At 61.1% G+C, this 19,779-nt stretch carries 22 protein-coding genes; 6 read left to right on the top strand and 16 right to left on the bottom strand.

Translation table 11 applies throughout. The features are described 5' to 3' along the window. Positions 1-3: 3 nt before the first annotated feature. The gene (pip, locus tag ACMU_RS01940; protein ID WP_035255575.1) at positions 4-993 is read right to left on the bottom strand and encodes a prolyl aminopeptidase; all 990 of its coding nucleotides are present in this window, start codon (positions 991-993) and stop codon (positions 4-6) included. A 70-nt stretch (positions 994-1,063) separates the two neighbouring features. On the opposite strand from pip, the gene ubiG reads away from it, so the two are divergent. After that, the gene (gene ubiG / locus ACMU_RS01935) at positions 1,064-1,810 is read left to right on the top strand and encodes a bifunctional 2-polyprenyl-6-hydroxyphenol methylase/3-demethylubiquinol 3-O-methyltransferase UbiG (protein WP_035256063.1); all 747 of its coding nucleotides are present in this window, start codon (positions 1,064-1,066) and stop codon (positions 1,808-1,810) included. On the opposite strand, the gene ACMU_RS01930 is transcribed toward ubiG, so the two are convergent. From ACMU_RS01930 to ACMU_RS01915, 4 genes are read right to left on the bottom strand one after another with little or no spacing between them, the layout of a single operon-like run. Further along, the gene (locus ACMU_RS01930) at positions 1,797-2,189 is read right to left on the bottom strand and encodes a MarR family winged helix-turn-helix transcriptional regulator (RefSeq protein ID WP_051587870.1); all 393 of its coding nucleotides are present in this window, start codon (positions 2,187-2,189) and stop codon (positions 1,797-1,799) included. The two genes, ubiG and ACMU_RS01930, sit on opposite strands and share 14 nt — an antisense overlap. A gap of 47 nt (positions 2,190-2,236) precedes the next feature. Next, positions 2,237-3,067: a carbon-nitrogen hydrolase family protein gene (locus tag ACMU_RS01925; protein ID WP_035255573.1), complete on the bottom strand. Its 831-nt coding sequence runs from the start codon at positions 3,065-3,067 to the stop codon at positions 2,237-2,239. A 3-nt stretch (positions 3,068-3,070) separates the two neighbouring features. Continuing rightward, complete coding sequence (gene grxC / locus ACMU_RS01920; RefSeq protein ID WP_035255571.1) at positions 3,071-3,328, bottom strand: glutaredoxin 3; 258 nt, start codon at positions 3,326-3,328, stop codon at positions 3,071-3,073. A 36-nt stretch (positions 3,329-3,364) separates the two neighbouring features. Beyond that, a complete protein-coding gene (locus ACMU_RS01915; RefSeq protein WP_035255569.1) occupies positions 3,365-4,114 on the bottom strand; it encodes a ComF family protein in 750 nt (249 codons plus the stop codon). Here ACMU_RS01915 and ACMU_RS01910 point away from each other — a divergent pair. Next, positions 4,113-4,955 (top strand): methyltransferase domain-containing protein, encoded by an 843-nt coding sequence (locus ACMU_RS01910; protein WP_035255567.1) that lies wholly within the window; start codon positions 4,113-4,115, stop codon positions 4,953-4,955. The two genes, ACMU_RS01915 and ACMU_RS01910, sit on opposite strands and share 2 nt — an antisense overlap. Positions 4,956-5,019: 64 nt before the next feature. After that, positions 5,020-6,057 carry a ferrochelatase gene (gene hemH, locus ACMU_RS01905; protein ID WP_035255565.1) on the top strand — a complete coding sequence of 346 codons (1,038 nt, stop codon included), beginning with the start codon at positions 5,020-5,022 and terminating at the stop codon, positions 6,055-6,057. 108 nt (positions 6,058-6,165) lie between these two features. Here the strand turns inward: hemH and ACMU_RS19565 are convergent, their stop codons facing one another. Together ACMU_RS19565 and ACMU_RS01895 are read right to left on the bottom strand one after the other, a co-directional pair. Then, on the bottom strand, positions 6,166-6,342 hold the full coding sequence (locus tag ACMU_RS19565) for a hypothetical protein (RefSeq protein WP_035255564.1): 177 nt from the start codon (positions 6,340-6,342) through the stop codon (positions 6,166-6,168). 140 nt (positions 6,343-6,482) lie between these two features. After that, entirely contained in the window at positions 6,483-7,106 is a 624-nt protein-coding gene (locus ACMU_RS01895) for a L,D-transpeptidase (RefSeq protein ID WP_035255563.1), read from the bottom strand. Between the two features lie 162 nt (positions 7,107-7,268). Between ACMU_RS01895 and dalA the strand changes: the two genes are divergently transcribed. Then, a complete protein-coding gene (dalA, locus tag ACMU_RS01890; protein ID WP_035255562.1) occupies positions 7,269-7,847 on the top strand; it encodes a divisome-associated lipoprotein DalA in 579 nt (192 codons plus the stop codon). Here the strand turns inward: dalA and ACMU_RS01885 are convergent. The 7 genes from ACMU_RS01885 to hslO form a co-directional block, all read right to left on the bottom strand. Then, a complete protein-coding gene (locus tag ACMU_RS01885) occupies positions 7,844-8,338 on the bottom strand; it encodes a L,D-transpeptidase family protein (RefSeq protein WP_051587793.1) in 495 nt (164 codons plus the stop codon). The genes dalA and ACMU_RS01885 overlap by 4 nt on opposite strands. 57 nt (positions 8,339-8,395) lie before the next feature. Then, entirely contained in the window at positions 8,396-9,610 is a 1,215-nt protein-coding gene (locus tag ACMU_RS01880) for a class I SAM-dependent RNA methyltransferase (protein WP_035255559.1), read from the bottom strand. Continuing rightward, a complete protein-coding gene (locus ACMU_RS01875; protein ID WP_236626167.1) occupies positions 9,607-11,475 on the bottom strand; it encodes an ABC transporter ATP-binding protein in 1,869 nt (622 codons plus the stop codon). The genes ACMU_RS01880 and ACMU_RS01875 overlap by 4 nt, the downstream gene beginning before the upstream one ends. Continuing rightward, on the bottom strand, positions 11,472-13,313 hold the full coding sequence (locus ACMU_RS01870) for an ABC transporter ATP-binding protein (RefSeq protein ID WP_035255558.1): 1,842 nt from the start codon (positions 13,311-13,313) through the stop codon (positions 11,472-11,474). The genes ACMU_RS01875 and ACMU_RS01870 overlap by 4 nt, the downstream gene beginning before the upstream one ends. A gap of 73 nt (positions 13,314-13,386) precedes the next feature. Then, positions 13,387-14,535, bottom strand: coding sequence for a CCA tRNA nucleotidyltransferase (locus ACMU_RS01865; protein WP_035255556.1), 1,149 nt, complete (start codon positions 14,533-14,535; stop codon positions 13,387-13,389). Continuing rightward, on the bottom strand, positions 14,532-15,128 hold the full coding sequence (locus ACMU_RS01860; protein ID WP_035255554.1) for a CoA pyrophosphatase: 597 nt from the start codon (positions 15,126-15,128) through the stop codon (positions 14,532-14,534). Before ACMU_RS01860 ends, ACMU_RS01865 begins: the two co-directional genes overlap by 4 nt. Beyond that, complete coding sequence (gene hslO / locus ACMU_RS01855) at positions 15,115-16,116, bottom strand: Hsp33 family molecular chaperone HslO (protein WP_035255552.1); 1,002 nt, start codon at positions 16,114-16,116, stop codon at positions 15,115-15,117. The genes ACMU_RS01860 and hslO overlap by 14 nt, the downstream gene beginning before the upstream one ends. 77 nt (positions 16,117-16,193) lie before the next feature. On the opposite strand from hslO, the gene ACMU_RS01850 reads away from it, so the two are divergent. Continuing rightward, entirely contained in the window at positions 16,194-16,625 is a 432-nt protein-coding gene (locus ACMU_RS01850) for an NUDIX hydrolase (protein WP_035255550.1), read from the top strand. Positions 16,626-16,633: 8 nt separating this feature from the next. Here ACMU_RS01850 and ACMU_RS01845 read toward each other — a convergent pair whose 3' ends face one another. Next, positions 16,634-17,836 (bottom strand): PP2C family protein-serine/threonine phosphatase, encoded by a 1,203-nt coding sequence (locus ACMU_RS01845; protein ID WP_407636979.1) that lies wholly within the window; start codon positions 17,834-17,836, stop codon positions 16,634-16,636. Between the two features lie 236 nt (positions 17,837-18,072). Here ACMU_RS01845 and ACMU_RS01840 point away from each other — a divergent pair, with 236 nt between their 5' ends. After that, positions 18,073-18,405, top strand: coding sequence for an Hpt domain-containing protein (locus ACMU_RS01840; RefSeq protein WP_035256058.1), 333 nt, complete (start codon positions 18,073-18,075; stop codon positions 18,403-18,405). A 2-nt stretch (positions 18,406-18,407) separates the two neighbouring features. Here the strand turns inward: ACMU_RS01840 and ilvA are convergent, their stop codons facing one another. After that, positions 18,408-19,655, bottom strand: coding sequence for a threonine ammonia-lyase IlvA (gene ilvA / locus ACMU_RS01835; protein ID WP_035256057.1), 1,248 nt, complete (start codon positions 19,653-19,655; stop codon positions 18,408-18,410). Positions 19,656-19,779: the final 124 nt, after the last annotated feature.

The following is a 19,779-nucleotide window of genomic DNA, read 5'->3' as shown; positions in this document are numbered from 1 at the left end:
TCCTCACAGGTTCAGCGCCACGGCGCGGCGAATGATGGCATCGGTGGTGCGGATCAGCTCGGCCGTGATGCCGGGTTCCGACAAGGCGTGGCCCGCATGGCTGATCAGTTTCAACTCGGCCCGGCCCCAATTGCGCGACAAGGCCCAGGCCGAAGCGGGCGGGCAGATCATATCGTAGCGCCCCTGCACAATCGTGGCGGGGATATGCGCGATCAGCGGCACATCGCGCAGGATCTGGCCGTCTTCCTCCAGCCAGCCGTGATGCTGAAAATAGTGGTTTTCCAGCCGCGCAAAGGCGCGCGCGTAATCAGCCGGCGCGTGGCCACCCGCGCCGTCATTGGCGATCGAGGCCAGCGCGTTTTCCCACGATGTCCAGGCCTGCGCATGGCGCACCTCTTGCATGCGGTCACCCGAAAACAGGCGCTTGTGATAGGCCCCGATCAGGTCGTCGCGCTCATCCTCGGGGATCAGCTCGACAAAACGCGCCCAGACATCCGGCCAGAACTTGCCGGCCCCGCCGCCATAGAACCAATCCAGCTCGGCCTGCGTCATCAAGAACACACCGCGCAGCACCAGATACGCCACCGGGTCGGGGTGTTTCTGCGCATAAAGCAGCGACAATGTTGCGCCCCAGCTGCCGCCAAACACCACCCATCGGTCGATGCCCAGCGCGGTGCGAATGGTCTCGATATCGCGCACCAGGTGCCATGTGGTGTTCTCGGTCACCGCAGCATGCGGGCGCGACCGGCCACAGCCGCGCTGATCAAAGAGGATGATCCGGTAATGCTCGGGATCGAAATACCGCCGCATCGCCGGGCTGCACCCGCCGCCAGGGCCGCCATGCAGAACCACCACCGGAATCCCGTCCGGATTACCGCATTGCTCTACGTAAAGGCTGTGCCCCTCGCCCACGTCCAGCATGCGTTGATCAAACGGTGTGGTGGGCGGGTAAAGAAGCTGTGCTGCGCTCTTTTGGCCTGCGGCTTTGTCCATGAACGTCCTATATAGCGTAGTACGGCGCCGTTCACAGGCGCCCCTCTAAAAGACCGGATCGGAGAAGATGATGCAAGCAGCGGATCACACTGTCGACGCGGCCGAGGTGGCCAAGTTCGAGGCGATGGCCGCCGAATGGTGGGATTTGAACGGCAAGTTCAAGCCGCTGCACATGCTGAACCCGACCCGGCTGGACTATATCACCACGCAGATCGAGGACGAGTTTGACCGCGATTTGCGGGACGAGACCCCGTTTTCCGGTTTGCGGCTGCTTGATATCGGTTGCGGGGGCGGGTTGCTGTCGGAACCCATGGCGCGGTTGGGCGCCACCGTGGTGGGCGCCGATGCGGCGGCCGGTAACATTCCCGTGGCCCGCGTGCATGCCGAACAATCGGGCCTGCAGATCGACTATCGCCACACCACCGCCGAAGCCATGGCCGAAGCGGGCGAGCAGTTCGACGTGGTGCTGAACATGGAGGTGGTCGAACACGTGGCCGACCCGTTGGCCTATCTGACCGCATGCCAGCAATTGCTGAAACCCGGCGGGCTGATGATCTGTTCCACCATCAACCGCAATCCCAAAAGCTTTGCCATGGCGATTGTCGGGGCCGAGGTCATCATGCGCTGGCTGCCCCGCGGCACCCATGAATGGAACAAGTTCATCACACCTGACGAGCTGTTTGACCTGATCCGCAAGGCCGGACTGGACCCGGTGGACCGCAAGGGGTTCGTGTTCAACCCGCTCAGCTGGCAATGGTCGATCTCGGACCGCGATCTGAGTGTGAATTACACCACGGCCAGCGTCAAACCGGCTTAAGCAACCTCTGCCGCAATGCGCGCAGCACCGGCAGCGCCGCGCGCACGTCGCCAACACCCACATCGTTCACCACATCACTGATCAGCGGCGTCAAACCGGCAATCGCCGCATCGCGCGCCGACCGGCCAGAGGGGCTGAGAGACACCATCTTGCGCCGCGCATCGTCCCAGTCGGGGCGGATATGCACATAGCCGGCGGTTTCCAGCTTGCGCAGGGTGTTCGTCATCGCGCCGCGAGTGACGTGGAACGACTGCGCCAGCTGCGCCGGCGTGCGCTCATCTGTTGTGCGGGCCAGATGGTTGAGAACCGAGAACTGGTTCAACTCCATACCCTTGGGCAGCGCCTGGCCCAACAGCCCACGCGCCAGCTGATCCGCCATCAGCAGCTCTCCGAATAATGCGGTGGCCAAAGCCTCGATATCTTCGCTCAATTTGGGCTTTCGTAATCTCGATCATGCAATAGCGCCGGAATGCGCCGGCGCGAGGTTTCCACCTCTGCCAGCTTCAGGTCAAGCGAGAGTATACCTGGTTCGGTGCCCTGATCGCCCAAAATCTCGCCCCATGGCGAAATAATCAAAGAATGTCCGTAGGATGTGCGCGCTTTGCCGGCACGCGCCGCATGGGTGCCCGTCTGCGCGGGCGCCACGATAAACGCCCCGGTTTCAATTGCGCGGGCCCGCAGCAACACGTGCCAATGCGCCGCCCCCGTCACCGGGTGAAACGCCGAAGGGACAAAAATCACCTGCGCCCCGGCGCGCGCCAGATCGCGAAACAGGTGCGGAAAGCGCAGATCGTAACAGATGGTCAGGCCCAGCCGGCCCAGCGCCGTGTCGGCCAGAACCGCGCGGTCACCGGGGCGGTAGCCATCCGACTCGCGGATCTGGCTGCCGTTCAGGTCCACATCGAACATGTGGATCTTGTCATACCGCGCCACGATCGCGCCGTCGGGGCCAATCAGAAACGACCGGTTGGCAAACCGCCCATCGGCGTCATCGGTGGCCAGCGCCAGAGAGCCGATCAGCAGATGCACGCCCAGCGCCGCTGCGGTATCGCGCAGCCCGGCCAGCGTCGGGTCATCGCCCTCGCGCTGCAAAACGGCGCGCTGATGGTCGCGGCTGGCCGACAGGCAGTTCGTCACCTCGGGCGTGGCAATCACCTGCGCACCATCGTCGACCGCACGCCGCATCATGTGGCGTACGGTCTCCAAGTTTTCGGCCGGATCATCCGACGAGGTGATTTGCAGTGCCGCAACCCGCACGGATCAGGCTGCCAGCAACTTGTCCAGCTTGCCTGCACGTTCCAGCGCCACCAGATCGTCGCAACCGCCAATATGCTGGCCGTCGATAAAGATCTGGGGAACGGTGTGGCGGCCATTGGCACGGTCCATCATCGTACGGCGCTGCGAGGGGTCGCGCGACACGTCGGTCTCGGCGAAACCCGCGCCTTTCTGGTTCAGCAGGCGCTTGGCCATCATGCAATAGCCACAGGTGGGTGTGGTGTAGATCTCGATATTTGCCATGTTCCGTTCCTTTGGGTCAGCGGCAAATATAGGCACTTACGGTTCTTTCGCAACGCGCGCGAAAACCAGGACGGACACGTTTCTGGCACCGGCTGCGCGCAGAATATGTGTGGCTTCGCTCAACGTCGCACCGGAAGTCATGACATCATCCACAATCAAAACGTGCCGCCCATGGGCGCGATCTCTGTGGCGTGGATGCAGTTTCAACGCGCCTGAAACGGTTTCCTCGCGCGCAGCGGCATCCTTGCCATCCAATTTCGGCGTGGCGCGTGGGCGCAGCATCAGGTCCGGGCAGTAGTCCAGCCCGGCATCCTGTGCGATTCTCTGCGCCAGCAGGGCAGACTGGTTATAGCGGCGTTTCAACAAGCGCCATCGGTTCAAGGGTACCGATGTGACCAACATATCCTTCTGCAAAATTGGTCGTGCCGCCCGTGCCATCCATTCTGACATTGGCCGTGCCAAGTCCTGCCGGTCGCCGTGTTTCAGGCCCAGAACCATGCTGCGCGCGTTGTCGCTGTACAGAACTGCCGCACGTCCCCGGGACCAAGGTGGGGGTTTGCGCAGGCAATCGTCGCATCGCAGGTCTTCGTCTGCCTCATCCCCTTGCGGAACCGGCGTGCCGCACTGGTCGCAAACCGCGCCCACGATGAACGGCGTGTCGCGCCAGCAATCGCCGCAAAGGGCGAACTCTGTATCCACCGGGGCGCGACAACTCACACATTCCGGGGGAAAGATCATCCGTACCGCGCTTTGCAACCGATGGCTTCCGCCGTAAAAGGCCACCATGACCGAGACACCCCGCCTGACAGACCGCATCGCCCTGCGCCGAAACCGCCACCGCGCGTTAAACGCGCCCGCGCTTTTCCTGCAGGATGACGCCATTGATGAGGTTAAGGAAAGACTCATAGTGGTTAACAGGACGTTTACCAAAACCGCGATTGTCACCGGTTTTCCCGATCATTGGTCAACTGGCTTTCCCGAGGCGCAAGTGGTTACCGATGAACCTTTGCTGGATCTGGCGGAAGGCACACATGATCTGGTGATTCACGGGCTGGCCTTGCATTGGGCCGATGACCCGGTTGGCCAATTGGTGCAATGCCGCCGCGCGCTGCAGCCGGACGGGCTGTTCATTGCGGTGATGTTTGGCGGCCAGACGCTGGCAGAACTGCGCGCTGTTCTTGCCGAGGCCGAGGCGCGGCTGACAGGTGGACTGTCCCCCAGGGTTTTACCCATGGCCGAGATCCGGGATGCCGGCGCCTTGTTGCAACGTGCCGGTTTTGCCCTGCCTGTCGCCGATGGCTATGGGCGGCAAGTGCATTATCGCAACGCCCGTCACCTGATGCATGATCTGCGGGCGATGGGCGAAGGTAACGCACTGGCCGCGCGGCACAAAACACCGGCACGGCGCGCCTTGTTCGACATGGTGGATGAGGTCTATGCCACGAGCTTTCCCGCCCCCGGAGGCCGGATAACCGCAAGTTTCGAATTTGTGGTTCTGACCGGCTGGGCGCCGGATGCGTCACAACAGAAACCCCTGCGGCCGGGTTCCGCCGCATCGCGCCTTGCCGATGCGTTGAACACCGCCGAGATGCCGCTTTCTGACGCAGAACCCAAAACAAAGATTTGACCCGTCGACAAATTGCGCCACACCGTTTTAGAACGTTTGTAATCTGGCCTCAGGAAAATCTTGCATGACCCAATCGCCGCTGCCCGCCAACCACCCCGCCGTTCCACCTCGGAAAGTGGGGGTTTTGCTGGCCAATCTGGGCACGCCGGATGCGACCGACTATTGGTCAATGCGGCGATACCTGAACGAGTTTCTCTCGGACAAGCGGGTGATCGACTATCCGTCGTGGAAATGGCAACCCCTGTTGCAGCTTATCATATTGACAAAGCGCCCCTTTTCCTCGGGTGCGGCCTATAAGTCGATCTGGAACACCGAGCGGGACGAAAGCCCGCTGATGACCATCACGCGGGACCAGACCGCCGCGATTGCTGCGCGGATGAAAGACACCTATGGCGATCAGGTCGAGGTGGAGTTTTGCATGCGCTACGGCAACCCATCGACGGAAAGCAAGGTGCAGGCGCTGGTCGAAAAAGGCTGCCATAAGATCTTGTTTTTCCCGCTTTATCCCCATTATGCCGGGGCCACCTCGGCCACCGCGAATGACCAGTTTTTCCGCGCCCTGATGAAACAGACGTGGCAACCAACGGCCCGCGTGGTGGACCCGTATTTCGACAACCCCTTGTATATCGAAGCCCTGGCGCAATCGGTCGAGAAAGCCTATGCCGAGGCCGCTAACACCCCGGAATTGCTGATTGTTTCCTATCACGGCATGCCGAAACGATACCTGATGCAGGGCGACCCGTATCACTGCCAATGCCAGAAAAACACGCGCCTGCTGCGCGAACGTCTGGGCTGGGACGAAAGCCGTATCCGCACCACGTTCCAGTCGGTTTTTGGACCCGAGGAGTGGCTAAAACCCTATACAGTTGAAGAGGTTGCGCGGGTGGCCAAGGAAGAGGGCAAGAAACGCATCGCGGTGATTGCCCCGGCCTTTTCGGCGGATTGCATTGAAACGCTGGAAGAGATCAACGAAGAGATCGCGGAAAGCTTTGAGCATGCAGGCGGCGAGGCGTTTACCTATATCCCCTGCCTCAATGACAGCCCGGCGCATGTGGATGCCTTGAGTCAGATCATTCAGGACAACCTGGCAGGGTGGGTCTGACGGCCCTGTTTAACGGGGTTTTTAAAGTTTCACCCGACCCCGCACCCCAAAAATGAAAAAGGCGGCTGCGCGAACAGCCGCCTTTTTAAACTTTTGATCCGTCAGGTCTTACGACGCAGCGGCTGCAACCAGTACCAGGAACAGCAGCGGGATCAGGATGCCGCCATCCGACGAAGAAGTTTCTTCGACGATGATTTCCGGCTCAACAACGGGATCCGAAACAGCGCCGGCAAAAGCGGTCGAAGCAGCTACGGACAGAGCGGCAGCAAGAGCGAGTTTTTTCATAGTATCCTCCAGGATAATGCGCGCGGACAAAATTCGCCCGAACGCACTCAAGACTGTTTGTGCACTTACCCTCTAAGCATCGCCTAGAATTTTTTGCAACAATGCAATAGGCAAAAAACTGTTTTCCGGCCCTTTGTTGGTCAAATGAGCAACACTTGGGTACCAACTTTGGTCAGTGCGAACAGTTCCTGGATGTGTTCGTTGAACAGCCCAATGCACCCATTTGACGATCTGCGGCCAATTTTGCGCGTGTCATGCGTGCCGTGGATACGGTAATACGTCCAGCTGAGATAAAGCGCATGCGTACCCAAGGGGTTGTCAGGACCCGGGCCGATATAGTCCGGCCATTCGGGGTTGCGGATTTTCATCGATGGCGTCGGGCGCCAGCTGGGGCCTTCGACCTTGCGCACGATTGACGTGCGGCCGCGGCGTGTCAGCTCTTCGGACACCGGAACGCTGGAGGGGTACAGTTTGTACAGGCTCTCGTCTTCGGACCAGTAATGCAGCGCGCGCGAGGTGGTATCGACCAGAACGGCACCCTTGTTCAGGTTGGCGAAATAGGGGCGCCAATCCAGCGAGCGAAAGCCCGAGATGTTACGGCGGGCATATTCCACCGGCTCTTCGATCAGGGTCGAATTGGCGTTGGGGTCGGCTGCTTCGCCGCCCTCTTGCGCCCAGCTGCGTGTCGCGACGTTGTAAAGCGCGGCTGCAGATCCCGCCAGGAACACACGGCGCAGGGCAATATCTGATGGTCGTTTGGTCACAGCAAACTCCTGTGTTCATCGGTCTGGTGCACCATAGGGGGGCTGTTGCAATGGTGCAAATCAACTTGCGCCGGGAATCGCCGAACTTTGCCGAAGCGTTTGAAACGTACAACGGGACCGGATAGAGAAAAGCGAACGATCCAAAAGAGCGGTACCTTTCGAATGCGCAAACTGTTGTTTCTTTTTTCGGCAATCTTTGCCCTCGCCGCGTGTGAACCGCCGATCGAGCTTGAACTGGGTCCCGATGGCCGCCCGAAACAACGGGTTTATCGGATCAACAATGCGCAAGCCGGGAAAATCCAGTTCCGTATGCTGGATTCGGTCAACAACGTTCGGGCGGCCGCCGCTGCGGCGCCGCTGGAGCTGAACGCACAACTGACAGCGGCCGCCGCGACCCACGCGCGCGACATGTCGGTGCAGAACCGCCCTTGGCACTTTGGCTCGGACGGGTCTTCGCCTTTGGATCGGACCTTGCGGTCGGGCTATCCGGGGATGTTTCTGGGCGAACTGATTTCGGAAACCTTCGAGACCGAGATCGAAACACTGGCGGCCTGGATGGAAGATCCGGCAACCCGCGCCGTAATACTGGAACCGCGGGCGACCGAGATGGGGTTTGCCTTTTTCCAAGAGCAAAACGGCAAGATCTGGTGGACATTGGTCACTGGCGGCCCCGGTGCCCCGCAAACGCCCGCCGCCAACCCGTTCGCGGATCAGGGGCTGGAGATCGAGCAGGAAAGCTAGGCCAGAATGTCGATCGGCGTGCCGATCCGCACCATGGCATAGATGTCTTCCATCTCGCGGTTTTCGACCGAGATACAGCCGGCTGTCCAATCATCGCCCTTTGCGCGGAACAGGTTGGGCTGTCCGTGGATAAAAATGTCGCCGCCCGGGCTTTGGCCCAGCGCGGCGGCCTCGGCGCGGTCCTGTGCGTTGGGGTACGAGATCCCTAACGACAGATAGAAGCTGCTGCGCGGATTGCGGCGATCGATGAAATACCGGCCCTCGGGTGTTTTCCCGTCGCCTTCGACCTTCTTGTCGCCAGCGGGGGCAAAGCCCAGCTCGATCTCGTAGGCCTCCAGCACTTTGGAATGGTGCAACAGGTACATGCGGCGGTCGCCTTTCTGAACCTGAATACGTGTCACCTCGGGGCCGTTATAGCGCCGAATGCGCGGTCCGGAACTGCACCCGAAGCCAACACCACCTGTCTGCGAGAAACCATCGATACTGCCCATATTTATTTTGGCGGCAATCTACGCGATTTTGGTCCGTTTGGCACGATCAAACCCGCGTTACCCCTGCGTAAATTGCGCGGCCAGTTCGATATGCGGCGACCAGCGGAACTGATCGACGACCTGCACCCAGTTCAACGTATAACCCCCTGCAATCAGCGCGGCGGCATCGCGGGCAAAGGTGGCGGGGTTGCACGACACGGCGCCGATCACCGGCACGTCGCTGGCGGCAAGGCGCGCGGTCTGCGCCTCGGCCCCGGCGCGGGGCGGGTCGATTGTAACGGCGTCGAAGGCGTTCAGTTCGTCGGGTTCCAACGGGCGGCGGAACAGGTCGCGTGCCTCGGTTGTGACGGTTTTCAGACCCTGCGCATGGCGCCAACCGGCATCAAGCGCGTCGGTCATGGCTGCGTCGCCTTCCACCGCATGTACCTCGGCGTTTTCGGCCAGCGGCAAAGCGAACGTGCCACATCCGGCGAACAGGTCGGCCACTTTCTTCGCATTGCCAACGGCGTCGCGCATCGCAGCGACCAGCGCGCCCTCGCCCTGGGCGGTGGCTTGCAGGAACGCGCCAGGCGGCGGGACCACCTGCGCGCGACCAAAGGACTGCGCGGGCGGCCGGCGTTCCACCACACGCTCGCCGTTCCACGACAAGCGCGCCAGGTCCAGACGATCGGCAAACGCGGCCAGCTCTGCAAATGCGGCACCTTCAAACGGTTTGGCATTGCTGACGGCAAGATCGATGCCACCGTCCGAGCCCGTTATTTGCAGAGCGATCTCGCCTTTGCGCGACGCACCATGTGTCACTATTTCACCCAAACGCGGCACAATCTGCATCAGATCGGGATGCAACAAATGGCATTCGGCAATCGCGACGATGTTGGCCGAGCCGCGCGCGTGAAATCCGACGATCGGCGCAGACTTGCCGCGCCGACCGGCCAATGTTGCGCGGCGGCGGCTGGCGGCGGGGGAGGTCTGAATGGTGCGAAACGGTGCCTCGATCCCATGGGCCTGCAGCGCCTGCCGCACCACCTGTTGCTTCCAGTCCGCAACAAAATCGTCATGGGCGTGCTGCAAGGCGCAGCCGCCGCAGGTTTTGAAATGCTTGCAGGGCGGGCGCACGCGGTTGGCCGAAGGCGTGACAATACGCGGCTGCGCAATGCGGCCATCCACGACCGCGCCGTCGATCTCTTCGCCCGGCAGGGTCAGCATGGCATAGACCGGGCCGTCGGCAATACCGTCGCCCTTGTGCCCCAATCGGCGGATTGTATGCGTCATTCAGCGGCGTCCTTTACCCCAATGAACCCGCCGGATTGGCGGGCCCAGAACTTGGCGTAAAGTCCTCCGGCCTGCAACAGCTGATCGTGACTGCCTTCTTCGGCAATGCGGCCGGATTCCAGCACGATAATCCGGTCCATCTGCGCGATGGTCGACAGGCGGTGGGCGATGGCCAGCACCGTCTTGCCCTCCATCACCCGGCCCAGCGCGGATTGAATCGCGGCCTCAACCTCGCTGTCCAGCGCGCTGGTGGCCTCGTCCAGCACCAGGATCGGCGCATCCTTGAGGAACGCGCGCGCCAGCGCGATCCGCTGTCGTTGGCCGCCCGACAGTTTCACGCCGCGTTCACCCAGATACGCATCATAGCCTTTGCGGCCCTGAAAATCGGTCAGGTCGGGGATGAAATCATGCGCCTCAGCCCGTTTTGCGGCGGCGATCACGTCATCCTCGGACGCGTCAGGCTGTCCGTAGAGGATATTGTCACGGGCCGAGCGGTTAAACATCGCGGTTTCCTGCGTGACCATGCCGATCTGGCGGCGCAGGCTTTCCTGCGTGACCCCGGCCACATCGTGCCCGTCGATCAAAACGCGGCCTTTTTCGGTGTCATAGAGCCGTAACAGCGTGGACACCAACGTCGATTTCCCCGCGCCCGAGGCGCCGACGATGCCCACCTTTTCACCCGGAGCGATGTCCAGTGACAGGTCAAAAACCCCGCCCGTGTCGCGGCCGTAGGAGAACGTCACATTGTCGAAATGAATATGTCCGGTCACTTCTGGCATCTGCGCGGCGTCCGGCGCGTCCACCAGATCATGCGGCACGTTCAGGGTGCGCATGCCGTCCTCGATCTCGCCAATTTTGGAGTAGATGCCCATCAACGTGAACGACACCCAGCCGGTCATCTGGCTGAGCCGCAGCGACATTGCGCCAATGGCGGCGATCTGACCGGCCGTGGCCGACCCTTGGGTCCAGAAATAGATCGACATACCCACCAGCAGCACCGGCAGAAACCCGGCCAGCACCATCAGAAGCGTGCGGAACGAGACCGAGATGACGCCATAGCGGATGGCGGCCTGACGGTAAGTCTGGATGGCATCGATGGCGGCGCGGTCTTCATGGGCGGAATGGGCGAACAGCTTGACGGTGCGCATATTGGTGATCGTATCGACGATCTGCCCCGTCACCCCGGCACGCGCGCCGGCGCGGCCTTTGGCCTGCACGCGGATGCGCGGCATGAAATAGGCGATGAAACGCAGGTAAAGCACGATCCAGACCAGCAGGATGATCGCCACGCGCCAATCCACCGCCATCAGGATCACCGCCGCCGAGATGACCGAGACCAGCGCGAAGACAATCGTATTGATCACCTCGACCGCGGTTTCCGTCAGCGCCGCCGAGGTCTGCATTTCCTTCTGCGCAATCCGCCCGGCAAAGTCGTTGTCAAAGAACGAAACCGACTGACCCAGCGTCCAGCGATGCAACCGCGCCTGCACCTGCGCCGAGGCACCGGGCCCCAATAACAGGTTCTGCACCACCGCGTTGGCGGCAAAAATCACTGGCCGCAGAAACAAAACGAAGACTGTGATGCCGAAAAAGAGCCAGAAATGGCTGGCCAGCAGCCCGTCAGGCCCATGCGCCAGCGCCGTATCGATCACAAGGCCCAAAAGGAAGGCGGCGATGATATCCAGCGTGCCGCCCAGCCCCGAGGCCAGCGTGCCGGCGGCCAGAATCGGATAGGTGCCGCGCAGCCCCCAGACCATGAAAGGCAGCAGTTTCTGCGGCGGCGGCGTATCGATTTTGACAAACGGATCGTGCCGGTCGACCAGCCGCATCAGGCCGATACGGTGAAAGATCCGCTCCCAAATCATTCGGCTGCCTCCGTTCCGATGAAGCCGCCAGACTGCCGCGCCCAGAACCCGGCGTAAAGCCCGCCCTTGGCCAGCAATTCGTCATGGCTGCCATCTTCGACAATACGGCCGCCATCCATGACTACAATGCGATCCATATGCGCAATGGTGGACAAGCGGTGTGCGATGGCAATCACCGTCTTGCCCTGCATCACGCCATACAGCGTCTGTTGAATCGCGGCCTCAACCTCGCTGTCCAGGGCGCTGGTGGCCTCGTCCAGCACGAGGATCGGCGCATCTTTGAGGATGACGCGGGCCAGGGTGATCCGCTGACGCTGCCCGCCTGACAGTTTCACCCCGCGCTCGCCCACTTCGGCGGCGTATCCGGTATTGCCCTTGGGATCGGTCAGATCGGCGATAAACCCGTCAGCTTCGGCCCGCTGTGCGGCCTCGATCACCTCGGCCTCAGAGGCATTGGGATTGCCGTACAGAATGTTGTCGCGAATCGACCGGTGCAACAGCGCGCTGTCCTGGCTGACCATGCCGATGGTCTGACGCAGGCTGTCCTGGGTCACCTGCGCGATGTCCTGACCGTCGATCAGGATGCGGCCCTGTTCGATGTCGTAAAACCGCAGCAGCAGCTTGACCAGGGTCGATTTGCCAGCACCCGACCGGCCCACGATGCCCACTTTTTCGCCCGGCTTGATCGTCAGCGACACGCCATCCAACCCACCGGTTTTGCGGCCGTAATGGTGGCTGAGAGACTGAACCTGCACCTCGCCCTGCGTCAGCTGCAGCGGCTTGGCGTCCGGTGCGTCCTTCAGGGTGATCGGCTGCGCAATCGTCTCCATTCCTTCGGACACCACGCCGAGGTTTTGGAAGAACGAGGTCATCGCCCACATGATCCAACCGGTCATCGCGTTCAACCGCAGCACCAGCGCCGAGGCCGCGGCGATAATGCCCACCTCGGCCAGCCCGCCCGACCACAGCACGATGGCCCAGCCGATCACGCCCACGATCAGGAACCCATTGATCACCGTCAGGCCCAGATCCATGTTGGTATAGATCCGCATTTCCGCCTGAAACGTTTTGCGTGTGTTTTCGATCGCTTCCTTGGCATAGGTCAGCTCTTGCCCCTGCTGGGCGAACATCTTGACCGAATGGATGTTGGTATAGCTGTCCACGACACGGCCCGTCACCTCGGACCGGGCGTTCGACGCGGCCTCGGACGCGGGCACCACACGCCGGATCGTCCAGCGCAACAGCAGAATATACAGCACAAACCAGACCAAAAGCGGCACCGCCAGCCGCGCGTCGGCCTGACCCAGAACCACAATCGCACCGATCATATAGGCCAGCGCATAGGTGATCGCGTCAAAGACCTGAAACACCGCCTCGCCGGCGGCGGGCGGGGTTTGCATGATGCGGTTGGCGATACGGCCGGCAAAGTCATCCTCGAACCAGCCGACCGATTGGCGCAGCACGTGGTTATGCGACCGCCAGCGGATCAGCGTGCCGAAATTTGGCAGGATCGCGTTGTTCAGCAGCAGCGAGCCAAGCACCTGAATGGCCGGTCGCACAATCAGCAAGAACGCCGCCATCGCCAGAAACTCGGCCCCGTGCGTGTCCCAGACCGCGGCCGGGCTGGTGGTGGTCAGCAGCGTAACCAGCCGACCCATGTAAAAGATCAGCCACAGCTCGACCATGGCGATGACAATCGACATCGCGGCGGTGACGACATAGACCCGTTTGAACGGCTGCGAATACCCCCACAGGAACCCCCGCAAAGTGCGGGGCGGATTATCCTGCGGCTGAAAAGGCGTATAGGGATCTACGAGGTTCTCGAAGAAACGAAACATGGCAATACCTGAAATGTGACCAGCCAGATATAGGCCCCGCCGAGACGCGCGTCGAGTGAAGCTTGTGCAACAGCTAGCGCAAGGTTTGCAACAAGGCCGCCCGGTTTGGTTTCAGATCCGCGGCCAGCCAAGCCTCTTTCGCGCGATTCAGGGCCTGACCCAGCGCTTTGCCCTGCAGTTCGGGCATCAGATCGGCAGGTTTCAGCGGAAACTCGGTTGCAACGCCGCGCTCTACTTCGGTCCGCCAGTTCGGCGGCAGCGGCTGTTCGGTCAACGCAGCGCGCAACAGGATCGCGTCGCGTGCTTTGTCCTTGCCAAGCGTGTGGCCCATGGCAGCCGGCGAGCCGCTGGCGTTTTGTATCTCGTCCAGGTGCCGCGCCTCGACCCGGCTGAGCCGCAGATGTGCAGCCACGTCCGTTCCGCCCAGCGCGCCAAGGCGGCGCACGGGATCAGGTGCGCAGCCATCTTCCAAATGAATTAGGATCGGCAGAAACCGGGCGTCTGATCCGGGCAGAATCTGCGCCAGAACACCAGACTGTGCCATCGCCGCAACCGCGCGCTCCGGGTCTGGTGCGGCCAGCAACTTTTTCATCTCTGTCCCGATCCGTTCGCGCGAAAGCGTCTCTATTCCAGCCGAATTTGCCGCACAAGCCGCCAGTCCGTCCGGGTCAAATCCGGCCTCAGGATCGGCATACCAGGCATGAAACCGAAAGAACCGCAGGATGCGCAGGTAGTCCTCGCGGATACGCAGATCGGCGTCATCAATGAACCGCAACCGCCGCGCGTTCAGGTCGGCGATTCCCTGGCCAACCGGGTCCAACACCACGCCATCGCGCGCGGCATAAAGCGCATTCATGGTGAAGTCGCGCCGGTGCGCGTCGTCTTCGACATTGTCTGCAAAGGCCACCACGGCCCGGCGGCCATCGGTTTCCACATCGCGGCGAAAGGTTGTGACCTCGAACGGGGTATGGCCCACCACCAGCGTCACGGTCCCGTGGTCGATCCCGGTGGGTACAGCGCGAATGCCCGCCGCGGCGGCCAGTTCCAGCACCCGCCGCGGGCGGGCGTCGGTGCTGATATCCAGATCCGAGACCGGCGCACCCAAAAGCGCATTGCGCACGCAGCCGCCGACGAAATAGGCGACGTGGCCGGCATCTTCCAACATTGCGCAGACGGTCTGCGATGCGCGATCGCCCAGCCAGTCTGCGTCGATCCGGGTCATGCTTGCAGCCGGTCGCTGAGCCCGCGCAGAATACGCGCGGTGGCACCCCAGATGTAATAGGGTCCGTAGGGCACGGTATAGTAATGCCGCTGTTGCCCCCGCCAGCGGCGCGACTGCACCTGAAACTGCGCGGGGTTGGCAATATGGGTGTATGGTACGCGGAACACCTCATCCACCTCACCGGGCTCGGGAACAGGCACAAACGTGCCGGAAAACAGGCCCACAACCGGCGTCACGTCAAATCCAGTGACGGTTTCGTGGGCGCCAAGCTCGCCCAGAATCTCGACGCCTTCCGACGGCAGGCCGATCTCTTCGCGGGCTTCGCGCAGGGCCGTGGCGGCCAGATCGACGTCGCCCTCGTCTTGTTTGCCACCGGGAAAGGCAACCTGGCCGGGGTGGTGTTTCAGCCGCGACGAGCGCTTGGTCAGGATCAGATCCCACCCCGTTTCCGCTTGCGCAAAGGCCACCAGAACGGCCGCCGGGCGCAGCTCGCGCGCGGGGCGAACGCCCGGGTTCAGGTCAAAGTCCGACGATCCCGGCCCTTCGGCCGAGATCGCAGTTTTCAGGATCTGGCGCAGCTCATTCGCCGTCACTTGGGACACTTTCGGCCTCGAACCCAACGGTCTTGGGGTCCAGGCTGTAATGCGCGCCGCAGAACTGGCAATCGGCGGTCACGCGGCCCTCGGGCGTGGTCATCTTTTCGATGTCCTTGGCCGAATAGATCGACAGGCTGTTGCGCACGCGCGCCTCGGAACAGGTACAGCCAAACTGTGCCGGTTGCGGGTCGTAGACGCGCGGGCTTTCCTCGTGGAACAGGCGCAACAACAGCTCGGTCGGTTGCACGGTGGGTCCGATCAATTCCAGATCTTCAACCGTGTCCAACAAGGTATTGGCCCGTACCCAGTTTTCCTCGTCATCGCCTTCCAGTAGGTCAGCGGCGGCCAACAATTGCGGTTCGCCCTCTTTCTGCTCCAGCAATGGCGAGGCTTTGGGCATATGTTGCAACATCACGCCACCCGCACGCCAGCCTTCGGCCTGACCCGGCAAGATCGATTTGCCGAAACTGAGCGAGAACCGCGTGGGCAGCTGCTCGGACTGCGCGAAATAGGTTTCGGCACAGGCGGCAAGCGAGCCTGCCTCGGCATTCAGCGGGGTAATACCCTGATAGGGAACAGTCCCCTCGCCCTGATCGATCAAGATCGCGAAGAAGCCTTTACCAACCTGGCTGAAAGGATCGGCCTTTTCGTCAAGACGTTGGGCATCGAAACTGGCATAGGCGCGCAGCCGCGCGGGCTCGCCGGCGGCGGATGGACCAAAATAGTCGGTCGCGATCAGACGCGCCGGCCCGTCACCGCGAATTTGCAGCGACAGTTTCCAGCGCAGGTCGATGGTTTGCCCGATCAACGCGGTCAACAACGCGGCCTCGGCCACGAGGGCCTCGATCACGGGGGGATAGTCGTGCTGACCAAGAATGGTGTCCAACGCGCCATCCAAACGTGCCACGCGGCCACGAATATCGCTTCGGTCTAGCTGAAACGGCAGAATGGTGTCGTCCCAGGCGATTTGAGATCCAATTGACATGGGGTTTCCTTGAGAGCCTGAAGTTGGCATACCGCGACTAGATAGGGCGTTCAACCGGGACAAAAAGGGGCAAGGTGATGATCAGGCGATTTGGGCCCGCGGTTAAACGCGATCAGCGGTACACGTTGCGCCACGGCGTTTACAGTGTGTTGAAGCGCGAAAACCAGGTGCTTTTGACCCATCAGGCCGCGCCCGAACCCGAGTTTCAGTTGCCTGGCGGCGGCATTGATCCCGGTGAACAGCCCATCGCCGCGCTGCATCGCGAAGTGTTCGAGGAAACCGGCTGGCGCATCGATGTGATCCGACGGTTGGGCGCATTTCGCCGGTTTGTCTATATGCCCGAGTACGACATGTGGGCAGAGAAGCTGTGCCATATTTACCTTTCCCGGCCAGTGCGTCGCCATGGCCCCCCGTCCGAAGCTGGCCACACCGCGGTTTGGATGCCGCGTGATCAGGCGCTGGCGGCGCTGGCCAATGACGGCGACCGGCATTTTGCAAGCCGGGCCTAATTCCGAAATTACACGCCTTCGTATTCGAACAGCACCGCTGACACGTCGTCTTCCAAAGGTTCGGCGCCGCGTTGCTCGGTCAGCATCCAGAACAGATCGTCCAGCATTTCGTGCCCCCGCAATTTGGCGGCGCGGTTCAGCATCTTTTCCAAACCTTCCTGTTCCAGCATTTCGCCATCCGTGCAGACGCTTTCGGTAAACCCGTCGGAATAAAAAAGAATGCGATCGCCTGGCTGCAGCTGTACCTCGAAATTTTCGAACTCTACATCCGGCAGCAGGCCCACCGGCATTCCGCCGTCGCCCACAAACTCGACCCGCCCATCGGCGCGCTGAATGACGGGATGCGTATGCCCGGCCTGGGTGACCGACAAATGCCCGGTGGTCAGGTCAACAATGGCGTAGGCCATTGTGAAATACTCCCCCACACCATTATCGCCCAACAGCCGCTGATTCAGCGATTCGGCAACATGGGCTGGCTTGTGCAGCGCATAGAAATCTTCAAACCGCTTCTCGACCGCAAGATTGTGGTCCAGAAACTCTCCACTAAGATAACCGGCAAGACGTGCCGTCATCAGGGCCGAGGTGATGCCATGCCCAGAGACATCGATGTTGTAAAACGCAAGCCGGTTATAGTTGGGGTCAAATGCGCCAACCAAATCGCCGCCCACGTGGCCACAAGGCTTGATGAACAACGAAACCGTGTTCCTGCCAACCGACAGGGTGTTTCTTGGCACCAGGGATTCCTGAATCTTGCGTGCCTGTAAAAGGTCACGATCAATGGCGTCATAAAGCCCCTGAAGCTCTGTCAACGCGTCGGTAATGATCTGGTTCTTTTCGTTCAGCTGCGATTCCATTTTCAGAACCCGCTCGCCCGAGGTCAGGCGCGCCTTGAGTTCGGCGGCATTTACCGGCTTGGTTAGGAAATCATCCGCGCCCACTTCCAGCCCGTGCACCATTTCCTCGGTCTCGGACTTGGAGGTCAGCAGGATGAAATAGCCATAACCCTCGCGATCCAGCTTGCGAAAGCGGCTGCAAAACTCCAACCCGTTCATGCCCGGCATCATCCAGTCGCTGATGATGATATCCACGGGATGGGTGGCGCAAATGTCTAATGCTTCGGCACCGGTGGCAGCTTCGATCACCTCGTAACCCCAGCGCGCCAAGAGGGCGCGCACGATACGGCGTTGGACCCGACTGTCGTCGACCAGCAAAACGGTGTGCTTCTGCGGTGATTCTATCGCAGGTTCCGCGTGCGTTTTCAGCGTTTTAGTCGAAATGGGACTCACCATGGAAAACTCTTGGATCGCCCCGTTTTGCACAGGGGTGATTTAACGCCGAGTGAAGCGTCGAATTTTATCTATCCCCGGTTGGATGGTCATGTCTTGTTAAGGGCTTTTGGTTAAGCCTTTGGTCATGGGTGGTGGCGAAATCAGACCATGAGGAACGAATGCTGGACTGGGATCGCGTATTAGAGCTGAAAGACGAAGTGGGGGAGGAAGCTTTTGCCGAAGTGGTGGAGCTTTTTCTTGAAGAAGTGGAAGAGGTGCTGACACGCTTCCGCGCCGATGGCGTAACCGAAACCATCGCCGAGGATCTTCACTTTCTGCGCGGCTCGGCGATGAATCTGGGGTTTTCCGACGTGGCCGAGATTTGCGGCGCGGGGGAAAAATCAGCCAAGTCGCTGGGGATCGAAATGGTGTCCTTGCAGCCGCTTTTCGAAAGCTACGACAAGTCCAAGACGATGCTTTTGAGCGGAATTGACAGCAGCTTTGCCGCCTAGGCTCAGATCACCAGACGCGACAGCAACTCGTCATCGGTGATGTCCTGATAGACAAAGCCGGTTTGTTCAAGCTTCTCAAACAACACGCCAAAGTTCTCGGCCCGCGAGGTTTCGATCCCGATCAGGACGGACCCAAAATTGCGGGCGGATTTCTTGAGGTATTCAAACCGGGCGATGTCGTCGTCCGGGCCCAGCATATCCAGAAAATCCCGCAAAGCGCCGGGGCGTTGTGGCATCCGCAGGATAAAGTACTTCTTGCGGCCAAGGCTTCGCTGGGCGCGTTCTTTCACCTCGGGCAGGCGTTCGAAGTCGAAATTGCCGCCCGACACGATGCATACCACGGTTTTGCCTGCAACCTGGCCGCGCAGATCCTTAAGTGCATCGATCGACAACGCGCCGGCGGGTTCCAGAACCACGCCCTCGGTGTTCAGCATGTCGATGATCGTCTCGCAAATCCGGTCCTCGGGCGGGGTCAGGATCTTGCCTTTGGCCACCGGTTTCAGAACCTCGAACGGCAGAGCGCCGATCCGCGCAACGGCAGCGCCATCAACGAAACTGTCGACTTGCATCAACGTCTGCGGCGCGCCGATCTGAACCGCGGCCTGCAACGAAGCGCCGCCCGCGGGTTCAACAAAGCGGAAATCGGTTTCCGGGGCGGCCGCACCAAAAACCTGCACCATGCCCGCCGACAAGCCACCACCACCCACCGGCAGAACCATAAGATCCGGCGCGCCGCCCAGTTGTTCAAGGATTTCCAGCCCAACCGAGGCCTGGCCTTCGATCACATCGGCATCGTCGAACGGGGCAAGGAAGTGCCCGCCGGTTTCAGAACAATAGCTTTGCGCGGCCGCCAGCGTATCGTCGAAATAATCGCCAATCAGGCGAATCTCGATCTGATCGCCGCCAAAACTGCGGGTTTTGTCGATCTTCTGTTGCGGGGTGGTGACGGGCATGAAAATTGCGCCACGGACGCCGAAGTGACGACAGGCATAGGCCACACCCTGCGCGTGGTTGCCGGCGCTGGCACAGACAAAGGTGCGAGTCTCGGGCGCAGCCGCCAACGCCTTGCGCATCGCGTTGAAAGCGCCGCGGATCTTGTAGCTGCGCACGGGCGAGACATCTTCGCGCTTCAACCAGATATCTGCCTCGTAAAGGTCCGACAGGTAGTCGTTGCGCAGCAGGGGCGTTGCCTCGAAAACATTGCGCATGGCGTCGGTGGCCGCGCGGGCTTTGGTCAGAAAATCTGTCATCTGGTACATTTCGCGCGTTGGCCCACATTCCGCAAGCAGCTTGCACGCGTTTCCGGCGAATTGGCCCCGCAATCCCTTGCCCTTATGGTCAAAACCCGGTATCGCCCGCGCGATACTCGAACGT

The organism is Actibacterium mucosum KCTC 23349 (assembly GCF_000647975.1).
Classification (GTDB): Bacteria; Pseudomonadota; Alphaproteobacteria; order Rhodobacterales; family Rhodobacteraceae; genus Actibacterium; species Actibacterium mucosum.
This window is presented reverse-complemented; position numbering and strand designations above follow the sequence as displayed.

What these genes read in the sequence shown, in the direction of transcription:
- ubiG (WP_035256063.1), top strand. Translation starts at nt 1,064, where the DNA reads ATGCAAGCAGCGGATCACACTGTCGACGCGGCCGAGGTGGCCAAGTTC.
- ACMU_RS01840 (WP_035256058.1), top strand. Translation starts at nt 18,073, where the DNA reads ATGCTGGACTGGGATCGCGTATTAGAGCTGAAAGACGAAGTGGGGGAG.
- ACMU_RS01875 (WP_236626167.1), bottom strand. Translation starts at nt 11,475, where the DNA reads ATGATTTGGGAGCGGATCTTTCACCGTATCGGCCTGATGCGGCTGGTC.
- hemH (WP_035255565.1), top strand. Translation starts at nt 5,020, where the DNA reads ATGACCCAATCGCCGCTGCCCGCCAACCACCCCGCCGTTCCACCTCGG.
- ACMU_RS01880 (WP_035255559.1), bottom strand. Translation starts at nt 9,610, where the DNA reads ATGACGCATACAATCCGCCGATTGGGGCACAAGGGCGACGGTATTGCC.
- pip (WP_035255575.1), bottom strand. Translation starts at nt 993, where the DNA reads ATGGACAAAGCCGCAGGCCAAAAGAGCGCAGCACAGCTTCTTTACCCG.
- ACMU_RS01870 (WP_035255558.1), bottom strand. Translation starts at nt 13,313, where the DNA reads ATGTTTCGTTTCTTCGAGAACCTCGTAGATCCCTATACGCCTTTTCAG.
- hslO (WP_035255552.1), bottom strand. Translation starts at nt 16,116, where the DNA reads ATGTCAATTGGATCTCAAATCGCCTGGGACGACACCATTCTGCCGTTT.
- ACMU_RS01885 (WP_051587793.1), bottom strand. Translation starts at nt 8,338, where the DNA reads ATGGGCAGTATCGATGGTTTCTCGCAGACAGGTGGTGTTGGCTTCGGG.
- ACMU_RS01910 (WP_035255567.1), top strand. Translation starts at nt 4,113, where the DNA reads ATGACCGAGACACCCCGCCTGACAGACCGCATCGCCCTGCGCCGAAAC.
- ACMU_RS01850 (WP_035255550.1), top strand. Translation starts at nt 16,194, where the DNA reads ATGATCAGGCGATTTGGGCCCGCGGTTAAACGCGATCAGCGGTACACG.
- ACMU_RS01865 (WP_035255556.1), bottom strand. Translation starts at nt 14,535, where the DNA reads ATGACCCGGATCGACGCAGACTGGCTGGGCGATCGCGCATCGCAGACC.
- dalA (WP_035255562.1), top strand. Translation starts at nt 7,269, where the DNA reads ATGCGCAAACTGTTGTTTCTTTTTTCGGCAATCTTTGCCCTCGCCGCG.
- ilvA (WP_035256057.1), bottom strand. Translation starts at nt 19,655, where the DNA reads ATGACAGATTTTCTGACCAAAGCCCGCGCGGCCACCGACGCCATGCGC.
- ACMU_RS01915 (WP_035255569.1), bottom strand. Translation starts at nt 4,114, where the DNA reads ATGGTGGCCTTTTACGGCGGAAGCCATCGGTTGCAAAGCGCGGTACGG.
- ACMU_RS01930 (WP_051587870.1), bottom strand. Translation starts at nt 2,189, where the DNA reads ATGGCGGATCAGCTGGCGCGTGGGCTGTTGGGCCAGGCGCTGCCCAAG.
- ACMU_RS19565 (WP_035255564.1), bottom strand. Translation starts at nt 6,342, where the DNA reads ATGAAAAAACTCGCTCTTGCTGCCGCTCTGTCCGTAGCTGCTTCGACC.
- grxC (WP_035255571.1), bottom strand. Translation starts at nt 3,328, where the DNA reads ATGGCAAATATCGAGATCTACACCACACCCACCTGTGGCTATTGCATG.